Consider the following 16818-nt stretch of genomic DNA (forward strand, 5'->3'; position numbering starts at 1 on the left):
GAAAAGAATTCGTTGGATCGCTGAGATGCACATCAGCTTGTTACCTGCCGCGGTACTTATGCTGTTAGCAGGATCGGCCGATGCGCTGGACGATGCGGCCAAGGAAAAGGCGTCTCTCTGCACGTCTTGTCACGGTGAGGGAGGTGTATCCCAAACCGAAAACACCCCGTCGTTGGCGGGGCAACCAGATCTCTTCCTGCAGTGGCAATTGGTCTTCTTCCGTAGCGGCTCCCGGAAAAATGAGGTGATGCAGCCGATCGCCGAACAACTCAGCAATGAGGACATCCGCAATCTCGGTGGCTATTTCGCCTCGCTGCCGCCAGCTGCGGCGACAAAGCCCAAGGAATCCTCTCAAGCGGAGGCCAACGCAAAGATCGTGGCGGAACGCAGCTGCGCGTCATGCCACACCGATACATTTGCCGGAACGAAGGGGACGGCCCGCATCGCCGGGCAGCGCGAGGACTATCTTGTCAAAGCGCTACATGATTACAAATCCGGCGCAAGATCGGGCAGCGGCGTCGCCGCTATGGCGTCCGTCGCGTACTCTCTCAGCGACGATGAGATCAGTGCTTTGGCACATTATCTCGCGCACCTTTAGCTGTTGGCGCGGACGTAGCGCGGAACGGCATGCCCCCGTCGGCGGAACCGCTGTGTCGAATAGACATTGAAGTCTCGGAGAATGTTTGCGGTTAACACAATTTAGGGAGCACAGATCATGTCGGCGCGAGCAGTCCCTCAAGCAGTCCTTTTCGCTCTCCTGATGGTTGGCGTCTTCTCGCCTGCCCATGCCCTGACCCAGCAGGAGCTTGTAGCCAAGCTTGAAGCCGCGGGTTATTCGCAAATCCGAGAAATCAAATCCACCGCCGAAGGTACAGCCGTCAGGGCGATGAAAAACGGCAAGGAAGCGTCCCTCGTCGTCGACAGCAGCGGCCAAATCCAAGAGCGGCGCTAGAGACTGGTTCTCGTCGCGACAACCCAGTGCGAAGATGTCTGCCGCTTAGGCGAGTTCGCGGCGCAATCCAGTTGCCCCGTCTGCGCTGGCGAGTGGCCGGACGGCGTTAGCAACTACGATTAGCACCACGCTTCCGAATCCCTGCGTGAAGGGAGCATCACAAATTCGTGCGGGTGTTCCTCGCCTTCGTCGACCGAATCCGTCGTGAGCAGGGCCGACCGCAGTGAATGCATGTCGCTTGGATGGAGCATCATGCAGAACGTAGGCTCACAATTTGTTGTCCGCCCCATTAAATTGGATTTCAGAAAGCTGAATTTAATTTTAGTTGAGAAAATCGAACTTGATTGCCATGTCTGGGTGTCGGGGCCAGCAGACCCCCGGCCTTCCCAAGACGGTTCGCCGTCCAAGTTCTGCTCACCGCTCGAGATCGTTGGACCTCGGGTGTGAGCGTTTGGACGGAACTATGAGCTGCATTTCTCCAAAATGTCCCAGTAGCGTTTGTTGCTGCCGTCGAGGCGCGTTGGGTTGCTCCGACGCGGCAGAACAGGCTGAGGCGGCACGATGAACTTGGTTTCATTTGCATTGCGACGCCCGATCTCGCTTTTGACGATGGTCGTAGCCGTTGCACTAGTGGGTTTTCTGGCGATCGATCGCATGTCTCGGGACATCTTCCCGGATCTCGGGGTGCCTGTGCTGTATGTGGCCCAGCCGTACGGCGGCATGGACCCGGCGCAGATGGAAGGGTTCATCGTCAACTATTATGAGTACCACTTCCTCTACATCACCGGCATCGAGCATGTCGAAAGCAAATCGATCCAGGGCGTAGGGCTGATCAAGCTCCAATTCCATCCCGGCACCGACATGGCGCAGGCCACGGCGGAGACGGTCGGTTACGTCGACCGCGCCCGCGCCTTCATGCCCACGGGAACCGTGCCACCTTTCGTGATGCGGTTCGACGGTGGCAGCGTTCCAGTCGGCGACCTCGTCTTCTCCAGCAAGACCAAAGCAGTCGCCGAACTTCAGGACGCGGCGCTCTTCAAGGTGCGCCCATTGTTCGCGACCTTGCCGGGCGTGTCGGCACCGCCGCCCTTCGGCTCGAGCCAGCGCACCATCCTCGTTCGCGTGGATCCCGACAAGCTGCGTTCCTACAACATGTCGCCGGACGAGGTGGTGCAGGCGCTGGCTGCTGGCAATACCGTCAGCCCGTCGGGTAATGTCCGCATCGGTGACCTCATGCCAATGGTGCCGGTCAACTCCGTTGTCGGGGATTTCAAGGGCCTGAACAACATTCCCATCCGATCGCGCGGAACGCAGACGATCTTCATACGCGACGTCGCATCGGTCGAAGACGGCGCCGACATCCAGACCGGCTACGCGCTGGTGAATGGACGCCGCACGGTCTACATTCCCGTCACCAAACGAGCGGATGCCTCGACACTCGCGGTTGTCCAGGCCGTCAAGGCCAACTTGCCACGCTTCCAATCCGTACTTCCCGATGATGTTGAGGTCAGCTACCAGTTCGACCAGTCCCCTTATGTGACGCGCGCCATCCAGGGCCTGTTTGTCGAAGGGGCTCTCGGCGCGGTGCTCACCGGCCTCATGGTGCTGCTGTTTCTGAGGGATTGGCGCAGTTCGCTCGTCGTGGTCCTGAACATTCCGCTCGCGATCCTCGCTTCGGTGACGGCGCTCTGGGTATCGGGTCAGACCATCAACATCATGACCTTGGGCGGGTTGGCGCTGGCCGTCGGCATCCTGGTCGACGAAGCGACAGTCACCATCGAGAACATCCACACCCGCCTTGCCGACGGCCGCAGCCTTGCCCGGGCCGCGAGCGAGGCCACGGCCGAGACGACGTTGCCCCGTTTCGTGGCCATGCTCTGCATTCTGGCGGTCTTTATTCCCGCGTTCTTCATGACCGGCGCTGCGCACAACCTGTTTGTACCGCTGGCCTTGGCAGTCGGCTTCTCGATGGTGGGGTCGTACCTGCTTTCCAGTACCTTTGTGCCGGTATTGTCGGTCTGGCTATTGCACAATCTCAGCACACACCAAGAGCCGCAGGAGACGTTTTTCGATCGGCTGCGTGCGAGGTACGATCGGTTCCTGCGCGCCGTCGTGAAACGGCGGCGCATCGTCGTGCTTGCCTATCTCGTTGTCAGCGGCGCAGTCATTTTCCTGGTCGGCAGTTCGCTCGGTACCGAGATTTTTCCGAGCGTGGATACCGGCCAACTCCAATTGCATCTCCGGGCTCCGGCGGGAACGCGCATCGAGCGAACCGAACAGATCGCGCTGCAGACACTCGAGGCGATCAAGCGCGAGGTAGGGCCGGACAACGTGGAGATCAGCCTCGGTTTTGTCGGCACGCAGCCGCCTAATTACCCCATCAATACCATTTATCTCTGGAGTTCCGGCTCCGAGGAAGCGGTGCTGCAGGTGCAGGTTAAACACGGCGCCGGAATCAGCATCGAGGATTTGAAGGAACGGCTGCGCCGGAAATTGCCCGAGGAACTGCCGGGTGTTCGCTTCTCATTCGAGCCAAGCGACATCGTCAGCCGGGTGATGAGCTTCGGTGCGCCGACACCGATCGAAGTGGCAGTGGGCGGGCCGAACCTCGCCGATAGCCGCCAATACGCCGATAAGTTGCGAGCGAAATTGGCACAGGTGCCGACGCTGCGAGACCTGGGATTCGAGCAGGAACTCGATTACCCGACCGTAAAGGTCAGCGTAGACCGCGAGCGAGCCGGCGTTCTGGGGGTGACGACGGATGACGTGGCGAAGTCGGTCGTCGCGGGCACGTCGTCCAGTCGTTACACCTCCGCGAACTATTGGCCCGATCCCAAGAGCGGTATTGGCTATCAGGTGCAGGTTGAGATCCCCGAGCGCAAGCTGAATTCCCTGGAGGAGGTGAAGAACCTCCCCATTGCTCGCCGGTCAGGCGGACAGATCGACCTCCGCAATGTTGCCGGTGTCACCGACGGCACGGCGCTAGGCGAATACGACCGCTACAACATGCAGCGCATGCTGACACTGAGCGCGAATATCCGCGGCGAGGATCTGGGACGCGCGGCAGCCCGCGTGCAGCAGGCGATCAACGATACGGGCAAGCCGCCCGATCGGGTGAACGTCACGGTGCGCGGGCAAGTCCAGCCGATGGCGGAGATGTTCGAAGGCCTGCGTCTGGGGCTCTTGATGGCCGTGGGTGTCATCCTTCTGGTACTGGCGGCCAATTTCCAATCGATCCGGCTTTCCCTGGCGGTGGGGTTGACGATTCCAGCCGTCATCGCCGGGGTCGTACTCATGCTTTGGCTCACCCGGACCACACTCAACATTCAATCCTTCATGGGCGCGATCATGGCGATTGGCGTGGCCGTGGCAAACGCCATCCTGCTCGTGACCTTCGCTGAGCGCAGCCGAATCGAGGGCCGCGAACCATGGGAGGCAGCGATCGAAGGCGCGCGAAGCCGTCTGCGTCCGATCCTGATGACCAGTTTCGCGATGCTGGCCGGGATGATGCCAATGGCGCTGGGCCTGGGCGAAGGCGGAGAGCAAAGTGCGCCGCTTGGGCGGGCGGTGATCGGCGGTCTCCTCGGCGCGACTTGCGCCACGCTCATCATCCTGCCGGCGATCTTGGCCACGCTGCAGTCGCGGCATGCCCGAATGTCCGCGTCGCTCGATCCTGACGACCCGCATAGCCGTTATTTCGAACCGGAGCCGCGGCTCGCCTCGGTGTTGGAACGTGGCGATGGACGCGGTGAACACCATGCTCACGCGGCGGAATAAGCGAGCAGCCCAAACGGAATTTAGAGGCGCAACACCATGAATTTCATGAGTCGAACGGGCATCAAGACCTTGACAGTCGTCATCGGCGTCGGCGCGGCGGGCATCTTTGCCGATTGGCATTTGGCAGCATCGCCATCGCCATCGCTCGTGAGTCCGTGGAAGCCGGATAACCTCCCGCGGGTCGAGGTTCTGCGCCCGCGCCGCGTCACGGTAGCTCAACGTCTCCAAACCAACGCGAGCCTCGAAGCCTTTGAGGAAGCGGATCTCTTCGCCAAAGTCTCCGGATACCTGTCCGATGTTCGGGTCGATATCGGCGATCACGTGAAGGCGGGTCAAGTGCTCGCGGTGATCGACGTTCCCGAAATGGTGCAGGAGCTTGCCGAAGCCAAAGCCCAGCTCGAATCCAGGCGAAGTTCGCTCGAGAGCGCGCGGCACCAACTGGACCACAACAAGGCGGACGTGGCGCTTCAGAACGCCTTGGCGAAAGACCGGGAGCAGCTGGGCGAGGGACGGGGGTTCCTCAGCGACCGGACGCTTGATCAGGTGCACGCCAACGCGGAGATCGCCAAGGCGGATCTCGGAGTTGCGGAAGCGAACCGTGCCCTCGCGGCCAATCAGGTCGACGTCGCCGCCGCGACCGTGGAGAAGATCAAGACTCTGCTTGCCTATACGCAGATCGTGGCGCCCTTCGATGGCGTGGTGGCGCGGCGCCGGGTGAACCGGGGCGATTTGGTCCAGGCCGCCACAGCCACGCGGACGACGCCGTCCGCAGGGTCACTTTTCACGCTGCAGCGGATCGACACGATCCGGGTGTTTTGCGACGTTCCGGAAAACGACGTACCTCACCTTCGCATCGGCGATCCCGCCATCGTCAAGCCATCGGGTTTCGACGGTAAGCCGTTCATCGGCAAGGTAACCCGCTTTTCCCTGCGTCTCGATCCCGAGACCCGCAACATGCGCACCGAAATCGACCTGCCAAACCCCAACGAACAACTTTATCCGGGCGCGTACGCGCAGGTTTCACTGGAAATGAACCGGCGCCCCGATGCGCTTACCGTACCCACCGGGGCTGTAGGTTCGGATGGCGAGGGCAACTTCGTGTACACCATCACTGACAATCGGATCACACGCCTCGCCGTCAAGACGGGTCTCACCGATAACGGTCGTATCGAAGTGACTGCGGGCCTATCGGAGCAGACACCGGTGGTGGCAAGCACGAAGGGCGTCCCGCCACTGACAACGGCGGTTCAGCCGCAAACGGCTCGCGAGAGCTCCTAGTTAAAGATATATGACGCCAGCAAAGGCGCTCTTATATGGACTCGCAGTTTGCTTTCGTTGCGCCACCGGCCCGGCAAGCCCTGGGCGGCCCCGGAGCGACGACGATTCCGGGCGGGGTTTATTCCCGCCCGAGAGGGATCATCTGGCTGGAGCGATGACGATTTCGTGAGCGGGAAGCAAGAGGCAACTTAGGTCGCCTAATGCGACTGTGCAGGCCTTGGCATTCCGGCGCCTCCCGAGCGCGCAAAGCTGCTCACGGTGCCGACTTTCGAGACTCCAGAATCTCCATCTCGTACGCCGAAGCGGCACGACGTTTTTTCATGCGGGGATGATGTTACGGTCTGGTGCAATGCCACCGTCTCCGAAGCCGGATTCGGTCCGGCCTGTAGCATGCCATCATGGCGAATCGAGACCTCCGAAAAAGGAGAGGCGGCCGCGCGCTCGAGCAGATCCCGCAGCTTTGGATGCAAACCCTCACCACGTGAGGCCGCAAATGCGTTGAATTGGTTTGAAGTGGTCATTTTTCCGGACTTTCATGCGTTGCCGCCACGGTCTTTAGCCTGAACCGTTGGCGGAGCGTGGCCACTCCGATTTCTGCTTTCGAATTGACTTCTTTGTTTCGGCGAGTCCGTCGCTTTCGGAGTTTGAAGCTAAGAAGCGGATTGTGATCTCTGCACGAAGTCCTCATCCGTTGTTGGACAGCGGGAGTATCACCGGTGGCAACCGACATCCAAGTCCACAGACTAATCAACTTCGAAACCGCCACGGACGGAACAGCGGTCAGGTTGCTGGTCGACGACGTCGCAGGTCGTACGGTCGGAATTTTCTTCACGATCGAGACATTGTCGGCGCTGCTGATGACTTTGCCGACGATGGCGACCAGCGCGATCAAGCGCGCGCATAACGATCCAGCGATGCGCATATATCCGGCGACGGACTTTCGGATTGAACTCAGCCCGGGCAATGTCCGCATTTTGACCATCGGAACGCCGGACGGCTTCTCCGTTTCTTTCAGTCTGACAGAGGAATTCTCGCAAGAGCTTGGCGAGGCGCATCTGAAAGGCAATGTGCCCGGAACGCCGTTCGTGCGGCTTGCGGCCTGAATCGGGAATCGGGTGGCCGGCGCCAATTCGCGATCTAATGTGCTCCTACTTCGGCGCCTTCGGCGCCCCTCACGCTGCGTTCGAAAGCAAGACCCGGAGTGAAGGAATGCCTGCTCCGCCGAAGATGGCGCCAATCAACCTGGTACGGAAGAGAGTTTCAATGATGAGCGGGATGACCTCAGAAGATGTACGCAAGCCGGCCGAACTCGGCGTCGTCAACGATCCACGCTGGACGCGTGTGCTCGCGCGAGACCGCACGGCGGACGGGCTGTTCTGGTACTCGGTCGCGACGACGGGTATCTATTGCCGGCCGTCGTGTGCATCGCGAGCCGCCAATCCGATAAACGTGCAGCTGCACGATACGCTGGCCGATGCCAAGGCCACAGGCTTCCGGCCGTGCAAGCGCTGCCATCCAGACGGCCCTTCGATCGACGCAGAGAAGGCGGCAATCGTGGCACGCGCCTGCCGGCTGATCGAGGGGCGCGACGAGGAACCGTCCTTGAATGCTTTGGCAAAGGCGGTCGGCCGCAGTGCAAGCTACTTTCATCGAAGCTTCAAGGCGGTTACGGGGCTTACGCCGAAGGATTATGCGGCCGCGCATCGCGCGAGGAAAGTCCGCGAGGGGCTTATCAGCGGCAGTAGCGTCCCTGAGGCGATCTATGACGCTGGCTATAATTCTAGCGGACGCTTCTATGAGAAATCGACCGACATGCTCGGCATGACCCCGACCCAGTTTAAGAAGGGCGGGACCAATGAGGAAATCCGGTTTGCTCTCGGACAGACGTCGCTCGGCGCAATCCTGGTCGCATCGAGCAAAAAGGGGGTGGCGTCAATCCTGCTCGGGAACGACCCTGACGCTCTGCTTCGCCAACTTCAGGACCGCTTTCCGAAGGCCAGATTGGTCGGCGCCGACGAGGACTATGAAGCATTGGTCGCTCGAGTCGTCGGACTTGTCGAACTTCCCCAAATCGGCCTGGATCTGCCGCTCGACGTACGAGGCACAGCCTTCCAATGCCGTGTGTGGCAGGCGTTGCGGGAAGTTCCGGTGGGCCAAACAGTTTCTTATATGGAAATCGCGCTGCGGATCGGGTCACCCAAGGCTGTGCGTGCTGTTGCCGGTGCCTGCGCGGCCAATAACCTCGCGGTCGCGATCCCATGTCATCGAGTGGTCCGGAACGACGGAGCCTTGTCGGGATACGCCTGGGGCATCGAGCGCAAGAAGGCCTTGCTCGATCGCGAAGCGGCGGTGACCGTGCAAATGTCGAAATGATCGTCGGTTCCCGCTGCGGCGGACGCTGGCGCCGAGGGCATGCTTTCAGACGATCATCTCCCCACCGGCGCTGTGGTGGTTATCTCGCGGCGACATCGCTCTCGTTCCTGAAACCGCGCTTCAAGCGTTTCCTTATGCCATTTTCAGCTCGGCTGGCGCGCGCCGGCACGAGCAATGGAATTGATGCTCGCGACCGGCGAGGTATTCCGCTTGGGGTAAGCGACCGTGACGCGCGTCTTCTGATGCCTGCTTACCGATCCGCGATCCCCTGATTTGAAAGGAAGGACCGGAGTGAAGGCCGTTCTCCGTGCTTCTATTCTTGATCATCGAATGGATTCATACGGGAGACCAGCGATGAACATTATCGCCCGCAACAATCTCTTTGAGCATGAGGCTGTCAACGCAGCCGAGGCTATCCAATTTGCGGTTACTGACTGCGACGTTGGCAATGCCCTCGTTGCCCGCAGTAGAACGGGTGTATGCGCCATCTTGCTGGGCACCAATGCGGAGGAACTGGAAATCGAGCTTGGGAGGATTTTTCCGGACGATGTGTTCACCCGCAACGAGCGCGCCGTGAAGGAAGATATGTTCGAGATCCAGCGTTTTCTGTCCTCTCCGAATACCGGGCTCGATATTACGCTCGATATCCGCGGGACGTCCTTCCAACGCAAGGTCTGGGAGGCGCTCCGCACGATTCCCGCGGGTCGGCCGCTCACCTTCGCGCAGTTGGCTCGTCGCATTCGGGGTTCCAAGTCACTCCGGGCGATAGGCCAGGCCTGCGCCGACAATCCGATCGCCCTCGCTATTCCCTGCCATCGCGTGATCGGTAACAGCGGGTCGCTGCGGAACTATCGATACGGCGCGCGTTGCAAGCGATCTCTGATCAATCGCGAAGTGGCATCTTGTTTGCCTTGAATTCAAAAGCAAACATCGGATCGTTACGCGCTTGGTCGGGTAATGCAGTGTAGGCCCTCTGAATCGACAAGGTGCTGCAATGAGCGACGTTATTAGATACGCATTCGGCAAGATGTCTCTCGGCGATGTCATGGTTGCTGCGTCCGGTAGGGGCGTCGCCGCGCTCGAGTTCGTAGACGATCGCGGTGTCGCGGCGAAGTTGGGCACGCGCGACGCCCGCGACGTGACTGTAGCGATCAGTACTAATCCAATCGCGGTTCAAATGCCGTGTCACCGTGTTCTCAAGAAGAACGGTTCGATCTCTGGGTATCGCTGGCCTGCGCGCCGCAAGCGCGTGCTGCTCGAACCCGAGCGATTGGCTCTGCGTGGTAGAAAGTAAAAATGGCCTCGATGCAGTTCTAAGACAACAAACGGAGTGCCGGCGCTAGGATCCAATCTTACTGTCCACGCGTCCCTAAATCGGACTGAGAATAACCAGTATAGGAGATGTCGATATGTCGAAGGAAAGTGACAATAAGGCGATCGTGGGTCGTTGGTTCACGGATTTTTGGGGAAAGACCTGCAATCTGAGCATCGTGGACGAACTCGCGTCACCCGACATGCTGTTGCAGTACTCGCTTCACGAACCCCGCCGCGGTCGCGACGACATAAAGGCCTTCATGACCGACTTCCGGCAAGCCTTCCCGGATCTCAACTTCTGGGGCGCCGCCGACTTGATAGCGGAGGGCGACTACGTCGTCGGCCGTTGGGAAGGTGGCGGTACGCACACTGGGCCTGCATTCAACGATTTCTTGATGGGATCACTGCCCGCCAACACCGGTCGCAAGATGAAGTTCACCGGAACAACCGTGCTCAAACTCAAGGACGGCCAAATCGTTGAGGAGATCGGTCTCGATGACGGCGTTTCGGCCTTGACGCAACTCGGTCTTATCAAGACGGCGGCGTAATTCATCGGGTGGAATCGATTAGAGGCGGCACTCTCCGAAGTGCCGCCTTACTTTATGTGGAACAAGCGACCTACAGTCGTCGGATCAGCGTGTGTTTGCGAACGCACCGAGCCGCTCGTGCGCTAGTCGCCATTTTCTTCATGGCGGCGCCGGGCATTGTCGACCATTTCCTCGGTCCAAAACAATCGCCGATAGCAAAGCAAGGATCGGAGTGCGTGACTCGTGCCGCCCTATTAATCTGGGAGACGATATGGTGTAGCAGATCGGGAAATGACCTAACTCTCGGATTCTGGATCTGCGACAACCCGCGCGCACTCACGTGTAGCGTTGGAACTGCAGGCAACAGCGATCGCTTCCAGCACTGTTTCGATTGCAGCGCTCGGACCGCCCGTTTCGATTCGAAGACAGCAATCGAGATTCGCTGCGTCCCCTCCTGATTATATTGCGGGAACATCAATCGATAACGGAGGACAAGATGAAGCTCGTGCGATTTGACGACTGGAAAACGGGATTGCTCGTCCAGCTCCCGATCGGGCTACGCGTGATCGACGTTGTTGAGAGCCTCGGCGCACTTTCGTTCGAGGCCCCCATTTCCGGCGTGCTCAACGGCATCCTCAAGGACAGAGGCAGTTGGGGTCCGCTGATCGAGCATTGGGGGCAGGCAAGCGTCGGACTGAGACGATTGGCTCTATTGGCTGCGGTTGGCCCTGGTAATTCACGCCTCGTCATTCGCCGTATTGACGAAATCCATTTTGGCTCTTCCTCCGTTAATTCGAATGATGTCGCAGCTCTAGAGATCGCGGAATTGTGCGAAGTTGCGCATGATCCTGCCTGGCGCGAAGCGATGCGTCGACAGCCAGCGCTGCCGCAGCGCGCGGATGAATGGATTGACGGCCGTGTCGTGAGCCTAGACGCGCATCGAAGGCTCAAATCAGACGCGAGGGGTCCGTAGATCTCTCGAACGCCTCCAGAGCCTGGAGCACGAGTGCAGGCGCTTCCTGCGCAACACAGTGACCGACACCGTCGAACGTCCACTGGCTCGCGGCCGGAATCAGCGCGGCGGCGCGCGCCGACATCTCCTTGTAGATCGGCCAGGACCGTTCGGCGGTGGCAACACGCACGGGACAACCAATCTCAGACAGCCAGCCAAAGGGATTACCGCGGTGGTCTCCGGTGTAGACCTGCTCCATCGCCTCGAAGATCGGCAGCAGCATCGCTGCTTCGATCTCCGGCCTGCAGCGCAGCCGCACCCGGCCGTCAGGCAGCGGCTCGAAACCGTGCCGCACATAGGTCCAGAGCGCGCCCTCGGACCAATCCGCAAATGCGGGCGCCATGCGAAAGCGTTGGAATGCAGCCGCAGCACTTTCAAACTCTGCCTGGCGGCGCAACACTCCTTGCGCCGAGGCCGCTGCTTTGTCGCTCAACCCTGAGGCCGCATTCCGGTCCGCCCGTGGATCCATGACGGTCGGCTCCATCACGAACAGACGCGAGAAGCGCCGGGGAAGCAACTTTGCGGCGAGCATAAGGTCGGTGGCCCCGGCGCTGTGGCCGATGCCGAAGATCTCAGAGAGATCGAGCGCCTCGACCACCGCACACACATCCATCGCGAAATCCACGAAGTGATATCGGTCGGTGGCCGGCTTGTGGCTGGCGCCGTGACCCCGGCGGTCGAGCGCATAGACCGTGTATCTGGAGGCGAGCACGCTCGCGACCTCGTCCCAGATCTCGCCGACGAAGCTCGTGCCGTGCACGAGAAGCGCAGGCGGCTTGCGCGAATCCGGCTCGCCCCAGCGGGCAAGCGCGATCCGGGCACCGGCGTGTTCGACCCAAACTCGCTGCCGGTCCGTCATGAAACGAGACCGCGCGCATCCTCGAGAATCATCGCCGCGCCTTTCTCCGCTATCATCGCGGTCGGTGTGTTGGTATTACCCGAGGTGATCGTCGGCATGATAGAAGCGTCGACCACGCGCAGGCCTGCAAGGCCATGAAAGCGCAACCGTTCATCGACAACCGCCATCGGGTCGTTGGCCGTGCCCATCTTGGCGGTGCCGACAGGGTGGAAAATCGTGGTGCCGATATCGCCGGCGGCTTTCGCCAGCGACGCATCGTCGTCGCCGACCGATGGCCCGGGCAGAAACTCTTCCGGACGATACGGTGCCAGCGCCGGTTGCTTCATCAGCCGCCGCGTAGCGCGGATGGCGTCGGCGGCGACCTCGCGGTCTTCGCCGGTCGACAGATAGTTCGGCGCGATCGCAGGCGGCTCGTCGGCCTGCGCCGAGCGAATCCGCACCGTGCCGCGCGACGTCGGCTGCAGATTGCAGGCGCTCACCGTGATCGCGGGGAAGCGGTGCAGGGGATCGCCGAACTTATCGAGCGACAGCGGCTGCACGTGGAACTGGATGTTGGCGCGCTCGCGGTGCGGATCCGAGCGCGTGAAAATGCCGAGCTGCGACGGCGCCATGGTCAGCGGCCCACGGCGGCGAAACGCGTAGTCGAGGCCCATCAGGCCGCGCCGGGCCAGCGAATAGTAGGTCTCGTTGAGCGTGCGAACGCCTTCGACCCTGTAGATCGCGCGTTGCTGCAGATGGTCCTGCAGGTTCCGCCCGACGCCTTGCCGGTCGAGCGCGATGTCAATCCCGAGCGGCGCCAGCCAGTCCGCCGGACCAATGCCGGAGCGATGCAGCACCTGCGTCGACCCGATCGAGCCGGCGCACAGGATCACTTCGCCCCTGGCACGGGCCTCGACAACTTCGCCGCCCCTGACAAAGCGCACGCCGACGGCGCGCCCTTGCTCGACGATCAGCCGATCGACCAGCACGTGCTTTTCCAGACGCAGATTGGGACGCTTCAGCGCGTGCTTGAGGAACCCTCGCGCGGCAGACCAGCGGCGTCCGCGCTTCTGGTTGACGTGGAAATAGCCGACGCCCTCATTGTCCCCGGTGTTGAAGTCCGGAATTTTGCGGATACCCATTTCTTCCGCCGCGGTGCCGACCGCATCCAGAATGGTCCAGGACAGCCGCGGCGCTTCGATGCGCCAGCCGCCGCCTGCGCCATGATGCTCGCTCTCGCCAAGAAAATGATCCTCTAGCCGCCGGAACGCGGGCTTTACCTCATCCCAGCCCCAACCCGAGAGGCCGAGCTGACGCCAGTGGTCGTAGTCGGCGGCCTGTCCGCGCATCGAGATCATGGCGTTGATGGCGGACGAGCCGCCGATCACCTTGCCGCGGGGATAGGCCAGCGAGCGGCCGTTGAGGCCGGCTTCGGGTTCGGTTTTGAACATCCAGTCCGAACGGGGATTGCCGATTGCGAAGAGATAGCCGACCGGGATGTGAAACCAGATCCAGTTGTCGCTGCCGCCGGCCTCCAGGATCAGCACGCGCTTGGCGGGATCAGCCGACAGCCGGTTGGCGACGATGCAGCCGGCGGTGCCTGCGCCGACGACGATGTAGTCGAAATCACCTTCAATCTGCTTCATAAATCATCACCGCTGAACCGGTCTTGGGCGCTAGAGCCCATAGCGTTGCCATCGCCCGCTGTACAGCGCCGGAGAGTGTTGGGCGGATCGCGGCTGCGTGCTAGACAGGTAAGAGTGTTCAACCGGACCGAGAATGCCCATGCCCATCGTTAACCGCGTCGCCGATCTGCAACCCGATATCCAGGCTTGGCGCCAGAATATCCATGAACATCCCGAGTTGATGTACGACGTGCATCGCACTGCAGCATTCGTCGCGGACAGGTTGCGGGAATTTGGCTGCGACGAGGTTGCGACCGGTTTGGGCCGCACCGGCGTCGTCGGCGTCATCAAGGGCCGAAAGCCTGCGGCCAACGGCGACATCAAGGTGATCGGGCTGCGCGCCGACATGGATGCGCTGCCGATCAAGGAAGAGACCAATCTCGCTTACGCTTCCAAGGTGCCGGGCAAGATGCACGCCTGCGGCCATGACGGGCATACCGCAATGCTGCTCGGCGCGGCCCGGTATCTCGCCGAGACCCGGAATTTCGCGGGCGAGGCGGTCGTGATCTTTCAGCCCGCGGAAGAGGGCGGCGCCGGCGCTGTTGCGATGATCAAGGACGGGCTGATGGATCGCTTCGCCATCGACCAGGTCTATGGCATGCACAATGGTCCGGGCATTCCGGTCGGCTCGTTCGCGATCCGCTCGGGTCCGATCATGGCCGCAACCGATTCCATCGACATCCGGATCGAAGGACTGGGCGGGCATGCGGCGCGTCCGCACAAATGCATCGATTCCGTCATGGTCGGCGCGCAGCTGGTCACGGCCTTGCAGTCCATCGTGTCGCGTAGCGTCGATCCCCTGGATTCGGCGGTTATTTCGATCTGCGAATTCCACGCCGGCAATGCGCGCAATGTGATCCCGCAAACCGCCGAGCTGAAAGGCACCGTGCGCACGTTAACCGAAGAAGTGAGGGAACTGATCGAGAAGCGGGTGCGCGAGGTGGTCGCGGGCGTGGCGCAGATCACGGGCGCCAAGATCGATCTGGAATACCAACGCGGCTATCCAGTGGTGGTCAACCATGTCTCGCAAACCGATGTCGCAACCCGGGCGGCAAAGGAAATTGCCGGCGAGGCCAACGTCCACGAGATGCCGCCGCTGATGGGCGCCGAGGATTTCGCCTATATGCTGGAACAGCGGCCGGGCGCGTTCATTTTCTGCGGCAACGGCGACAGCAAAGGCCTGCATCATCCCGCCTACAACTTTAACGACGACGCGATCGTTTACGGCACGTCGTACTGGATCAAGCTGGTCGAGAACACGCTGGCGGCGTGAGGCTGACGGCCGCCTTTACCGGCTCTCTTCCGGCGGCCTGGTATCCCGGAACATTTTCAGCAACGCCAGATCGCAGCCTATCTCCGGGCATCCGCACACCACGAGCGGCAGCGAGAGACCGCTTTGGATTATTGTCGGAACATTGCACGTCAGGTGGCGTTGAGAGGCGACAAACGTCCCTTAAATCCCACCAATGGAGTGCGCCATGGCCGCAAAGGAAAAAGACAAGGACCTCAACGACCTCTTCCTCGATACGCTGAAGGACGTCTATTACGCCGAAAAGCAGATCTTGAGGGCGCTGCCGAAGATGGCGAAGGCCGCACACTCCGACAAGCTGCGCGCCGCGTTTGAGAAACATCACGGCGAGACCGAAGATCAGGTCGGGCGTCTTGAGCAGATTTTCGAAATGATCGACAAACCCGCGCGCGGCAAGACCTGCGACGCGATCCAGGGCCTCCTCGACGAGGGCAAGGAGATCATGGAGGAGTACAAAGGCTCCGAGGCGCTCGATGCCGGCATGCTGGCAGCGGCGCAGGCCGTCGAGCACTACGAAATCTCGCGCTATGGCACCCTGAAACAGTGGGCACAGCAACTCGGCATGAACGACACCGTTCGGCTGCTGGACGAGACCCTGCAGGAGGAGAAGAAAACCGACGAAGCGCTGACGTCGCTCGCGGAAGCTTCCGTGAACCTCGCCGCGGCGGCTTGATTTCTTTCTTGGCCCGGACGCGGCGCAGCGCCCCTTCGCGCTGCGCCGAGCCCGGATTCATTGGTCGTTAAATAAAAATGCACCCCGGATCAGCAGCGCATCACGCCGCTGGCGGCGTTTGCGCAGCATCCGGGGCACGCGTCCAGACGACTTACGCCGCGCGGGCCGACTTTCTCAAGAGGTCAGCGGCGATCCTGAGATCATCGACGAAGCGCTTGTATTCCTGCGCCTTGGCGTCGGCATCAGGCAGCCGCAACAGATAGGATGGGTGCACCGTCACCAGCGCCTTGATCTCATCCTCGAGATCGATCAGGCGTCCGCGATTTTTGTTGATCGGCGTGATCTTTCCAAACACGCATTGCGCCGCGGTAGCCCCCATTGCCACCACCAGCACGGGTTTGAGCGAGGCCAGTTCGCGTTCGTACCATTGCCGGCACGCTTTGATCTCCGATGTACTCGGCTTCTGGTGCAGGCGGACTTTTCCGCGCGGCACGAATTTGAAATGTTTTACGGCGTTGGTGACGTAGACCTTGTTGCGATCGACGCCTGCTTCTACCAGGGCGCGGTCGAGCATCAGCCCGGCCGGTCCCACGAACGGTTTGCCGGCAAGGTCTTCCTTGTCGCCAGGCTGTTCGCCGACCAGCATGATTTGCGCGGTTTGCGGACCTTCGCCGAACACAGTCTGCGTTGCGCCTTTCCAGAGAGGGCAGGCGCGGCAGTTGCTGGCTTCCTCGCGCAGGATTTCGAGGCTGGTGCCGGACCTGCGTGACGCAGTTGGCATGGGCGTTTCCAATCGCCGAATATCGTTGTCCGCCGGGGCTCAATGCGGGCAGGGCACTCAGGTTCCCTCGATCTCATTGGGATTGCTTGCGAAAAACATAACCCTGGATCCCGATTGACTCCTCAGGGGATGTTAGCTTTATATTAGAACATATCATGAACAAATGAGCCGGCCGCGAGTTCTCTGGGAGCCGGCGAGGCCCACACTTCCAGAAGGGAGCGGCGCATGCGAGCGCGCGATCAGCAAAAGCGGAAGCCGGTTTTGCGTCCGATCGCGCGCTCAATTTATGGAAAAAGCGC

At 61.0% G+C, this 16818-nt stretch carries 14 protein-coding genes and 1 pseudogene; 12 read left to right on the forward strand and 3 right to left on the reverse strand.

Annotated elements, in window-relative coordinates; all coding sequences use genetic code 11:
• Positions 1-25 precede the first annotated feature (25 nt).
• From N554_RS0123045 to N554_RS0123095, 10 genes are all read left to right on the forward strand, one after another.
• A complete protein-coding gene (locus N554_RS0123045) occupies positions 26-598 on the forward strand; it encodes a c-type cytochrome (RefSeq protein ID WP_029585659.1) in 573 nt (190 codons plus the stop codon).
• Between the two features lie 117 nt (positions 599-715).
• Complete coding sequence (locus tag N554_RS0123050) at positions 716-952, forward strand: PepSY domain-containing protein (protein WP_029585660.1); 237 nt, start codon at positions 716-718, stop codon at positions 950-952.
• 561 nt (positions 953-1513) lie between these two features.
• On the forward strand, positions 1514-4729 hold the full coding sequence (locus tag N554_RS0123060) for an efflux RND transporter permease subunit (protein ID WP_081851368.1): 3216 nt from the start codon (positions 1514-1516) through the stop codon (positions 4727-4729).
• 36 nt (positions 4730-4765) lie between these two features.
• A complete protein-coding gene (locus N554_RS0123065) occupies positions 4766-6007 on the forward strand; it encodes an efflux RND transporter periplasmic adaptor subunit (RefSeq protein WP_029585662.1) in 1242 nt (413 codons plus the stop codon).
• 716 nt (positions 6008-6723) lie between these two features.
• On the forward strand, positions 6724-7110 hold the full coding sequence (locus tag N554_RS37480) for a hypothetical protein (protein ID WP_051677647.1): 387 nt from the start codon (positions 6724-6726) through the stop codon (positions 7108-7110).
• A gap of 163 nt (positions 7111-7273) precedes the next feature.
• Positions 7274-8380: a bifunctional DNA-binding transcriptional regulator/O6-methylguanine-DNA methyltransferase Ada gene (gene ada, locus N554_RS0123075; RefSeq protein WP_036053864.1), complete on the forward strand. Its 1107-nt coding sequence runs from the start codon at positions 7274-7276 to the stop codon at positions 8378-8380.
• 354 nt (positions 8381-8734) lie between these two features.
• Complete coding sequence (locus N554_RS0123080; protein ID WP_029585665.1) at positions 8735-9295, forward strand: methylated-DNA--[protein]-cysteine S-methyltransferase; 561 nt, start codon at positions 8735-8737, stop codon at positions 9293-9295.
• 79 nt (positions 9296-9374) lie between these two features.
• Entirely contained in the window at positions 9375-9674 is a 300-nt protein-coding gene (locus N554_RS36265; RefSeq protein ID WP_029585666.1) for a methylated-DNA--[protein]-cysteine S-methyltransferase, read from the forward strand.
• A 115-nt stretch (positions 9675-9789) separates the two neighbouring features.
• Positions 9790-10242, forward strand: a complete 453-nt coding sequence (locus N554_RS0123090) for an ester cyclase (protein ID WP_029585667.1) — start codon at positions 9790-9792, stop codon at positions 10240-10242.
• Between the two features lie 475 nt (positions 10243-10717).
• The gene (locus N554_RS0123095) at positions 10718-11194 is read left to right on the forward strand and encodes a hypothetical protein (protein WP_156042050.1); all 477 of its coding nucleotides are present in this window, start codon (positions 10718-10720) and stop codon (positions 11192-11194) included.
• Here the strand turns inward: N554_RS0123095 and N554_RS0123100 are convergent.
• Together N554_RS0123100 and N554_RS0123105 are read right to left on the reverse strand one after the other, a co-directional pair.
• Positions 11169-12092, reverse strand: a complete 924-nt coding sequence (locus tag N554_RS0123100; protein WP_029585669.1) for an alpha/beta fold hydrolase — start codon at positions 12090-12092, stop codon at positions 11169-11171. The two genes, N554_RS0123095 and N554_RS0123100, sit on opposite strands and share 26 nt — an antisense overlap.
• A complete protein-coding gene (locus N554_RS0123105; protein WP_029585670.1) occupies positions 12089-13717 on the reverse strand; it encodes a GMC family oxidoreductase in 1629 nt (542 codons plus the stop codon). Before N554_RS0123105 ends, N554_RS0123100 begins: the two co-directional genes overlap by 4 nt.
• A gap of 139 nt (positions 13718-13856) precedes the next feature.
• On the opposite strand from N554_RS0123105, the gene N554_RS0123110 reads away from it, so the two are divergent.
• Entirely contained in the window at positions 13857-15029 is a 1173-nt protein-coding gene (locus N554_RS0123110; protein WP_029585671.1) for a M20 aminoacylase family protein, read from the forward strand.
• Positions 15030-15234: 205 nt separating this feature from the next.
• Complete coding sequence (locus N554_RS0123115; protein WP_029585672.1) at positions 15235-15738, forward strand: YciE/YciF ferroxidase family protein; 504 nt, start codon at positions 15235-15237, stop codon at positions 15736-15738.
• A 151-nt stretch (positions 15739-15889) separates the two neighbouring features.
• Here the strand turns inward: N554_RS0123115 and N554_RS0123120 are convergent.
• A pseudogene (locus N554_RS0123120) lies at positions 15890-16537 on the reverse strand (UdgX family uracil-DNA binding protein); the annotation flags it as partial.
• Positions 16538-16818 lie beyond the last annotated feature (281 nt).

The organism is Bradyrhizobium sp. URHD0069 (assembly GCF_000701345.1).
Lineage (GTDB): Bacteria > Pseudomonadota > Alphaproteobacteria > Rhizobiales > Xanthobacteraceae > Bradyrhizobium.

Excerpts from the sequence above, each read along its gene's own strand:
- N554_RS0123115 (WP_029585672.1), top strand. The coding sequence starts at position 15,235 with ATGGCCGCAAAGGAAAAAGACAAGGACCTCAACGACCTCTTCCTCGAT.
- N554_RS36265 (WP_029585666.1), top strand. The coding sequence starts at position 9,375 with ATGAGCGACGTTATTAGATACGCATTCGGCAAGATGTCTCTCGGCGAT.
- N554_RS0123045 (WP_029585659.1), top strand. The coding sequence starts at position 26 with ATGCACATCAGCTTGTTACCTGCCGCGGTACTTATGCTGTTAGCAGGA.
- N554_RS0123110 (WP_029585671.1), top strand. The coding sequence starts at position 13,857 with ATGCCCATCGTTAACCGCGTCGCCGATCTGCAACCCGATATCCAGGCT.
- N554_RS0123095 (WP_156042050.1), top strand. The coding sequence starts at position 10,718 with ATGAAGCTCGTGCGATTTGACGACTGGAAAACGGGATTGCTCGTCCAG.
- N554_RS0123065 (WP_029585662.1), top strand. The coding sequence starts at position 4,766 with ATGAATTTCATGAGTCGAACGGGCATCAAGACCTTGACAGTCGTCATC.
- N554_RS0123105 (WP_029585670.1), bottom strand. The coding sequence starts at position 13,717 with ATGAAGCAGATTGAAGGTGATTTCGACTACATCGTCGTCGGCGCAGGC.
- N554_RS0123050 (WP_029585660.1), top strand. The coding sequence starts at position 716 with ATGTCGGCGCGAGCAGTCCCTCAAGCAGTCCTTTTCGCTCTCCTGATG.
- ada (WP_036053864.1), top strand. The coding sequence starts at position 7,274 with ATGAGCGGGATGACCTCAGAAGATGTACGCAAGCCGGCCGAACTCGGC.
- N554_RS0123100 (WP_029585669.1), bottom strand. The coding sequence starts at position 12,092 with ATGACGGACCGGCAGCGAGTTTGGGTCGAACACGCCGGTGCCCGGATC.
- N554_RS0123060 (WP_081851368.1), top strand. The coding sequence starts at position 1,514 with ATGAACTTGGTTTCATTTGCATTGCGACGCCCGATCTCGCTTTTGACG.
- N554_RS0123080 (WP_029585665.1), top strand. The coding sequence starts at position 8,735 with ATGAACATTATCGCCCGCAACAATCTCTTTGAGCATGAGGCTGTCAAC.
- N554_RS0123090 (WP_029585667.1), top strand. The coding sequence starts at position 9,790 with ATGTCGAAGGAAAGTGACAATAAGGCGATCGTGGGTCGTTGGTTCACG.